Source organism: Nocardioides sp., from assembly GCF_029937575.1.
In the GTDB taxonomy this organism is placed as follows: domain Bacteria; phylum Actinomycetota; class Actinomycetes; order Propionibacteriales; family Nocardioidaceae; genus Nocardioides.
In genome coordinates, this window is record NZ_JAPYPS010000115.1 from 1 (window position 1) to 7007 (window position 7007).

Below are 7007 nucleotides of genomic sequence, written 5' to 3' on the forward strand. Positions count from 1 at the left end.
CTCGGTGACGGGGTGCTCGACCTGCAGGCGGGTGTTCATCTCGAGGAAGAAGAACCGCTCCGTGGCCGCGTCATAGAGGAACTCGACGGTGCCGGCCCCGCGGTAGTCGATCGCCTCCGCTGCGTTGCGCGCAGCGTCGTGGAGTGCGGAGCGCACCTCGTCGCTCAGGCCCGGCGCGGGCGCCTCCTCGACGACCTTCTGGTGACGGCGCTGCACCGAGCAGTCGCGGTCGCCGAAGACGGTCGTGCCGACGAGCTGCACCTCGACGTGGCGACCCTGCTCGACGTACGCCTCGACGAAGACGGTGCCGTCACCGAAGGCCGACTCGGCCTCGGCCCGGGCCTTGTCGATCTCGCCGGGCAGGGCGGCGAGGTCGCGCACGATCCGCATCCCGCGGCCGCCGCCACCGGCGCTGGCCTTGACCAGCAGCGGCAGGTCGGCCTCGGTGGCGGTCTCGACCGTGTGGTTGGTCAGGACCGGGACGCCCGCCGCCTCCATGAGCCTCTTGGACTCGATCTTCGAACCCATCGACTCGATCGACTCCGGCGCCGGGCCCACCCAGACGAGGCCTGCGTCGGTGACCGCACGGGCGAAGCCGGCGTTCTCCGAGAGGAATCCGTAGCCGGGGTGGATCGCGTCCGCCCCGCTGCGACGAGCGGCCTCGAGGATCAGGTCGGTGCGCAGATAGGTCTCGGCCGGGCTGGTGCCCGGGAGCCGTACGGCGCGGTCGGCCTCGGCGACGTACGGCAGGTCGGCGTCGGCGTCGGCGTCGGAGTGGACCGCGACCGTCTCGATGCCGAGGTCGCGGCAGGTGCGGAAGACGCGGCTGGCGATCTCGGCCCGGTTGGCGACGAGGAGTCGTGTGATCATGGCCGGAACACCCCGAAGCGGTCGGTTCCCTCGAAGGGCAAGTTGTCGATGACGGAGAGGCAGATGCCCAGGATCGTGCGGGTGTCGCGGGGGTCGATGACCCCGTCGTCGTACAACATCCCGGAGAGGAAGTAGGGCATGGACTGCTCCTCGATCTGGGCCTCGACGACCTCCTTGACCGCCTTGAACCCCTCGGCGTCGAAGGTCTCGCCCTTCGAGGTGGCGGAGGCCTCGGCGACGATCTCGAGCACGCCGGCGAGCTGGGCCGGGCCCATCACCGCCGACTTCGCCGAGGGCCAGGTGAACAGGAAGCGCGGGTCGAAGGCGCGGCCGTTCATGCCGTAGTTGCCGGCGCCGTAGGAGGCCCCCATGATCACCGTCAGGTGCGGCACGGTGGAGTTGGAGATGGCGTTGATCATCATCGCGCCGTGCTTGATGATGCCGCCCTGCTCGTACTCCTTGCCGACCATGTAGCCGGTGGTGTTGTGCAGGAACAGCAGCGGGGTGTCGCTCTGGTTGGCGAGCTGGACGAACTGCGTGGCCTTCTGCGCCTCCTCGCTGAACAGCACGCCCTGGGCGTTGGCGAGGATGCCGATCGGCCGCCCGTGCAGCGTGGCCCAGCCGGTGACGAGCGAGGTGCCGTAGAGCGGCTTGAACTCGTCGAAGACCACCCCGTTGGTCGCGCTCACGCCGTCGCACAGCAGCGCGATGACGTCACGCGGGTCGAACGGCTCCTTGAGGTCGCTGGGGATCAGGTCGAGCAGGTCGTCGGGGTCGCCGGCCGGCTCGGCGTACGGCGCCACGTCGGAGTCCGGGCGTGCCTTGCGCCAGTTGAGGCGGGCGATGATGCGGCGTCCGATCCGGATGGCGTCGCGCTCGTCCTCGGCGAGGTAGTCGGCCAGGCCCGACGTACGGGCGTGCATCTCGGCGCCGCCGAGCGACTCGTCGTCGGACTCCTCGCCGGTGGCCATCTTGACCAGGGGTGGGCCGCCGAGGAAGACCTTCGCCTGCTCCTTGACCATCACCGTGTAGTCGCTCATCCCGGGCACGTAGGCGCCGCCGGCGGTGGAGTTCCCGAAGACCAACGCGACCGTCGGCTCCTTGCGGGCGCTGGCGCGGGTGATGTCGCGGAACAGCTTGCCGCCCGGGATGAAGATCTCCTTCTGCGTGGGCAGGTCGGCGCCGCCGGACTCGACGAGGGAGACCGTCGGGAGACCGTTCTCCTCGGCGATCTGGGAGGCGCGGAAGATCTTCTTGGTCGTCCACGGGTTGCTCGCGCCCCCCTTGACCGACGGGTCGTTGGCGGTGATCAGGCACTCGACACCCTCGATCACGCCGATGCCGGTCACGACGCTGGCGCCCACGGTGAAGTCGGATCCCCACGCCGCGAGCGGGCTCAGCTCGAGGAACGCCGAGCCCTCGTCGACGAGCAGCTCGATGCGCTCGCGCGGCATCAGCTTGCCTCGCTGGTGGTGTCGCGCGACGCTGCGCTCGCCGCCGCCGGCGACGGCCTCGGCGTGCTCGGCGGTGAGGGCGTCGATCTTCTCGAGCATCGCCTCGCGGTGGCTCATCACGGCTTCAGCTCTCCTCTCGGGTGCAGGGGTTTCGTCACGCTCGGTCGCGACCTCCTTCGTCGATCGCGCTCGCTGCTCAACCACCGACGTTCACGTCCGCTCCGCGGCCGTGAACCCCAGCAGCTTGGCGGCCAGGTCTGCCAGCACCTCCGTGGCACCACCGCCGATCGGCAGGATGCGGGCGTCGCGGTAGTGCCGCTCGACCTCGGTGCCGTGCATGTAGCCGGCGCCGCCGTGCAGCTGCACGGCCTGGTCGCAGACGTACGTCGCGGTGTTGCAGGCGGTCTCCTTGGCCAGGCAGGCCTCGGCGATGACGCTCTCCCCTGCCACGTGGCGTCGGGCGACCTCCCGGGCGTAGACCCGGGCGACCTCGACCTGGCGCCTCATCTCGACGAGCTTGTGACGCACCACCTGGTTGGCGATGAGCGGCTTGCCGAAGGTCTCGCGGTCGCGGCAGTACTGCGCGGTGAGCTCGAGGGCGCGCCCGGCGATGCCGTAGGCGTGGGTCGCCAGCCCGATCCGCTCGACGACGAACTGCTCGGCGATCTGGTAGAAGCCGGTGTGCTCCGCACCGACGAGGTTGGCGACCGGGACGCGCACGTCGACGTACGACAGCTCAGCGGTGTCGGAGCAGTGCCAGCCCATCTTGGTCAGGGCCCGGTCGACGGTGAAGCCGGGCATGCCCTTCTCCACCACGAGCAGCGAGACGCCGGCATGGCCGGGGCCGCCGGTGCGGACCGCGGTCGTCACGAAGTCGGCGCGGGTGCCCGAGGTGATGAACGTCTTGGCGCCGTTGACGACGTACTCGTCCCCCTCGCGCACGGCCGTCGTGCGGATGCCCGCCACGTCGGAGCCGCCGCCGGGCTCGGTGACGGCCAGCGAGCCGATCGTCTCGCCTGCCAGCGTGGGCCGGACGAACCGGTCGATCAGGTCGGGATCGCCCGAGGCGACGATGTGCGGCAGGGCGATGCCGTGGGTGAACAACCCCGCCATCAGCCCCGACGACGCGCCGGCGGAGAACATCCCCTCCTGCAGGTCGGTGGTGTCCAGCAGGTCACCACCCTGGCCGCCGACCTCCTCGGGGAAGCTCACGCCGAGCACGCCCTGCTTGGCCGCCGAGGCGTGCAGCTCGCGCGGCAGGATCAGGTCGTCCTCCCACTGCTGGAGATGCGGCATGATCTCGCGGCGGGTGAACTCCGCACCCATCTCGAACGTGGCGTTGGGACCGGCTTGCAGGCTGTCCATCAGAAGAGCCCTTCCTGGATCTGGACCGAGCGGGAACGGACCCACTCCCCCAGGCCCTTGGCCTGCGGGTCGAAGCGGGTGGAGGCGGCCACCCCCTCGCCGAGGAGGCCGCGGATCAGGACGTTGACCCCGCCGAGGTTGGGCAGGACGTAGACCTCGATCTCGAGGTCGTCGGCCTCCGGCACCAGCTCGCGGACCTTGCGCGGGGTGATCAGCTTGGTCAGCCAGGTCACCCGGGCGGCGTACTTCTCCTCGTCGATCGCCGGGTCGTGGGCGACCCAGAGACCGAGGTTGGCGTCGCCGCCCTTGTCGCCGGAGCGGGCGTGCACGAACGAGCCCAGGGGCATCCGGCGGGTCAGGGAGTCGGCCGGTGCGGGGTACGGCGAGGGACGGCGACCCGCGGACGCGTCGTGGTCGGCGTACGCGGACGGGTCGGCGACCACTTCGCGGGTCCCGTCAGCGTGGACCACCGTGTGGGTGACCTCGGACCGGTCGACGTACGCCGCCCGGTAGAGGCCGTACGGCGTGGGAGCACCTGGCGGCGAGGTCATCGTGAAGCCGGGGTACGACGCCAGCGCGAGCTCCACCAGCGGGGCGGTGAACGCCTTGCCGACCGGCCCGGCCTCGGCGTCCTTGACCGTGCAGCGCAGCAGGCAGGAGGCGCCCTCCTCGGTGTCGGCGTCGAGGGCGGGAAGAGCGGTACGGGTCCAGGTGACCTCGTCGGCGGTGAACGCGCCGTCGACCTGCGAGCGCACCCAGTCGGCCTTCGCGTCGATGTCGAGACCGGTCAGGACCAGCTCCATCGAGTTGCGGAAGCCGCCGAGGGTGTTGAGGCAGACCTTGAGCTGCTGGGGCGGCGCCTGGCCGGTGACGCCGCTGATCGCGACCCGGTCGGTGGCCTCCTGGGTCAGGGTGACGCTGTCGAGGTGCGCGGTGACGTCGGGGTTGAGGTAGCGCGTCGACTGGATCTCGTAGACCAGCTGGGCGGTGACCGTGTCCACCGTGACCGCGCCTCCGGTGCCGTCCTGCTTGGTGATCACGCTCGAGCCGTCGGCCGCGATCTCGGCGAGCGGGAAGCCGAGCGGGGTGCCGTCCAACGGGAGCGTCTTGAAGCCGGAGAAGTTGCCGCCCGTCGCCTGCGTGCCGCACTCGAGGACGTGGCCGACGACGACGGCGCCGGCCAGCTCGTCGTACTGCGTCTCGCTCCAGCCGAAGTGCGCCACCGCGGGCCCGACGACCAGCGAGGCGTCGGTGACGCGGCCGGTGACGACGATGTCGGCTCCCTGGCGCAGGGCCGAGGCGATGCCGAAGCCGCCGAGGTAGGCGTTGGCGGTCAGGGCGCCGCCGTCCCGGCTCGCGACGTCGTGACCGCGCAGGTCGTCGCCCTCGACGTGGGCGATGGCGGGATCGAGCCCGAGCCCCTTCGCCACCTCGCGGAGCTTGTCGGCGAGCGCGGCAGGGTTGAGACCGCCGGCGTTGCTGACGATCCGCACACCCCGCTCGAGCGCGAGCCCGAGGCAGTCCTCGACCTGACGCACGAAGGTCCGCGCATAGCCCAGGCCGGGGTCCTTCATCGTGTCCTTGCCGAGGATGAGCATCGTGAGCTCGGCCAGGTAGTCGCCGGTCAGGACGTCGAGGCTGTGCGTGCCGTCCGGGCCGTCGACGCTGCCCTCGGCCATCTGACGCATCGCCGCGAGGCGGTCACCGTAGAAGCCGGAGCAGTTGCCGATGCGCAGCACCGAGGGCGTCGTCATTGGCGGTGTCGTCATCACTTCGCCTCCCGTCCGCCGCCGGCCGGTCCGGCGAAGCACTGCGCGATGTCGAGCCACGCGTCGGCGCCCGACCCCTGCGCCACCAGGTCGGTGTCGGCGCGGTGCACCCGCTGGGTGGCCAGCAGGCAGAAGTCGTACGCCGACCCGCGCACCGTCTCGGCGGCATCGTCGGGGCCCCAGGTCCAGAGGTCCCCGCCGGGGGCGATCAGCTCGACCCGCACCTCTGCCGCAGGGACGTCGAGACCTGCGTTGGCGAAGGAGAAGCCGCGCGTGCGCACGCCGATGTGGGCGACGTGCTTGATGCGGTCGCTGCGCTCCGGGATGATGCCGAGCGCGTCGTACACGTCGAGCGAGTGCGCCCAGGTCTCCATGAAGCGGGCGGTGACCATCGAGGTCGCCGACATCGGCGGGCCGAACCACGGCATCTTCTCGCCGGCCGGTACGCCGCGCAGGGCGTCGCCGAGCGCCGGTCGACCGACGTCCCAGCGGGCGAGGATCTCGGCGGGCGGGAGCTGGGCGATCTCGAGGGCGGCGGTGTCGACGAAGCCGGTCGGGTCGGCCATGCCCGCCAGGACGAGCGCGTCCCAGGGGCCCTTGTCCTCGTGGGAGCGCGCGGCCAGGATCGCCGCCTCGTCGGTCCACAGCAGGTGCGCGATCGTCGTCGCGATCGTCCAGCCCTCGGCGGGGGTGTCGGTGACCCACTGCTCGTCGGTGAGGTCGACGACGGCACCGCGGAGCCGGTCGCCCTCGGCGGTGAGGTCGGCGAGCAGGTCGTCGAGCAGCGACGCTTGGGTCATGGCTTCTCCTTGAGCTCGCGGTCGAGGACCCGAGCCCATTCGTCGAGGATGCGGCTGCGCCGCCGGGTGTCGTCGGTGATCGTGGTGGCCAGACCGAGCCCGCGCACCAGGTCGAGGGTGGCCTGGATCAGCTCGCGGGTGCCCGGGTGCTGCTCGTCGACGCCGAGGCACTCGACGGTCAGGCGGTGCGTCTCGCGGCCCACACGCTGCTCGAGCGGGGCGACCGCGGCCAGCAGTGTCTCGTCGGTCCGCGCCCCGACCCACAGCTCGAGCGCCGCGGTGAAGACCGGGGAGGTGAAGTGGTCGCCCAACATCTGCAGCACGGCGCGCGTGCGGCGCGACCCGGACGGGAGCGCGGCTGCGGCGGCGGCCAGCTCGGCGCCGCGTACGGCGGTCAGGTGCTCGACCGCGGCCAGGACGAGGTCGTTCTTGGTCGGGAAGTGGTGCAGCTGGGCGCCGCGGCTCACCCCGGCCCGCTCGGAGACCAGCGTGGTCGTCGTGCCGGCGAACCCCTTCTCCACGAGCAGGTCGACCGTCGCCTCCATCAGCCGCGCCCGCATCACCCGGCTGCGCTCCTCCTGGGGCACGCGGGCGGCGGGGGTGGTCGTCATCACAGGCTCACTGTGGCGCGCCAGCAACAAACAGTCAAGCCTGTCTTTAAAGAGACCTGGGAGGTCGAACGGGGCACTCCGCGATCCACGGTCTTGCACAGGTGTCGTGCATGTGTTCTAATAGTTGCAGCACGCGGC

Annotated in this window: 6 protein-coding genes; all 6 read right to left on the reverse strand. The window is 71.2% G+C overall.

Annotated features, from left to right (window positions below):
• Positions 1 to 870: biotin carboxylase N-terminal domain-containing protein (locus tag Q1K33_RS20355; protein ID WP_300406703.1), on the reverse strand; the 870-nt coding region annotated here is incomplete at its 3' end.
• Positions 867 to 2441: an acyl-CoA carboxylase subunit beta gene (locus tag Q1K33_RS20360; protein WP_300406704.1), complete on the reverse strand. Its 1575-nt coding sequence runs from the start codon at positions 2439 to 2441 to the stop codon at positions 867 to 869. The genes Q1K33_RS20360 and Q1K33_RS20355, both read right to left, overlap by 4 nt.
• Before the next feature lie 93 nt (positions 2442 to 2534).
• Complete coding sequence (locus Q1K33_RS20365; protein ID WP_300406706.1) at positions 2535 to 3689, reverse strand: acyl-CoA dehydrogenase family protein; 1155 nt, start codon at positions 3687 to 3689, stop codon at positions 2535 to 2537.
• The gene (locus Q1K33_RS20370) at positions 3689 to 5458 is read right to left on the reverse strand and encodes an acyclic terpene utilization AtuA family protein (RefSeq protein ID WP_300406708.1); all 1770 of its coding nucleotides are present in this window, start codon (positions 5456 to 5458) and stop codon (positions 3689 to 3691) included. Before Q1K33_RS20370 ends, Q1K33_RS20365 begins: the two co-directional genes overlap by 1 nt.
• Positions 5458 to 6258: a TIGR03084 family metal-binding protein gene (locus tag Q1K33_RS20375; protein ID WP_300406709.1), complete on the reverse strand. Its 801-nt coding sequence runs from the start codon at positions 6256 to 6258 to the stop codon at positions 5458 to 5460. The genes Q1K33_RS20370 and Q1K33_RS20375 overlap by 1 nt, the downstream gene beginning before the upstream one ends.
• Positions 6255 to 6869, reverse strand: a complete 615-nt coding sequence (locus tag Q1K33_RS20380) for a TetR/AcrR family transcriptional regulator (RefSeq protein WP_300406711.1) — start codon at positions 6867 to 6869, stop codon at positions 6255 to 6257. The genes Q1K33_RS20375 and Q1K33_RS20380 overlap by 4 nt, the downstream gene beginning before the upstream one ends.
• Positions 6870 to 7007: the final 138 nt, after the last annotated feature.

Bases quoted from the DNA above. Each gene is read 5' to 3' on its own strand.
- Q1K33_RS20365 (WP_300406706.1), bottom strand. From the start codon at position 3,689: ATGGACAGCCTGCAAGCCGGTCCCAACGCCACGTTCGAGATGGGTGCG.
- Q1K33_RS20370 (WP_300406708.1), bottom strand. From the start codon at position 5,458: ATGACGACACCGCCAATGACGACGCCCTCGGTGCTGCGCATCGGCAAC.
- Q1K33_RS20375 (WP_300406709.1), bottom strand. From the start codon at position 6,258: ATGACCCAAGCGTCGCTGCTCGACGACCTGCTCGCCGACCTCACCGCC.
- Q1K33_RS20360 (WP_300406704.1), bottom strand. From the start codon at position 2,441: ATGAGCCACCGCGAGGCGATGCTCGAGAAGATCGACGCCCTCACCGCC.
- Q1K33_RS20380 (WP_300406711.1), bottom strand. From the start codon at position 6,869: ATGACGACCACCCCCGCCGCCCGCGTGCCCCAGGAGGAGCGCAGCCGG.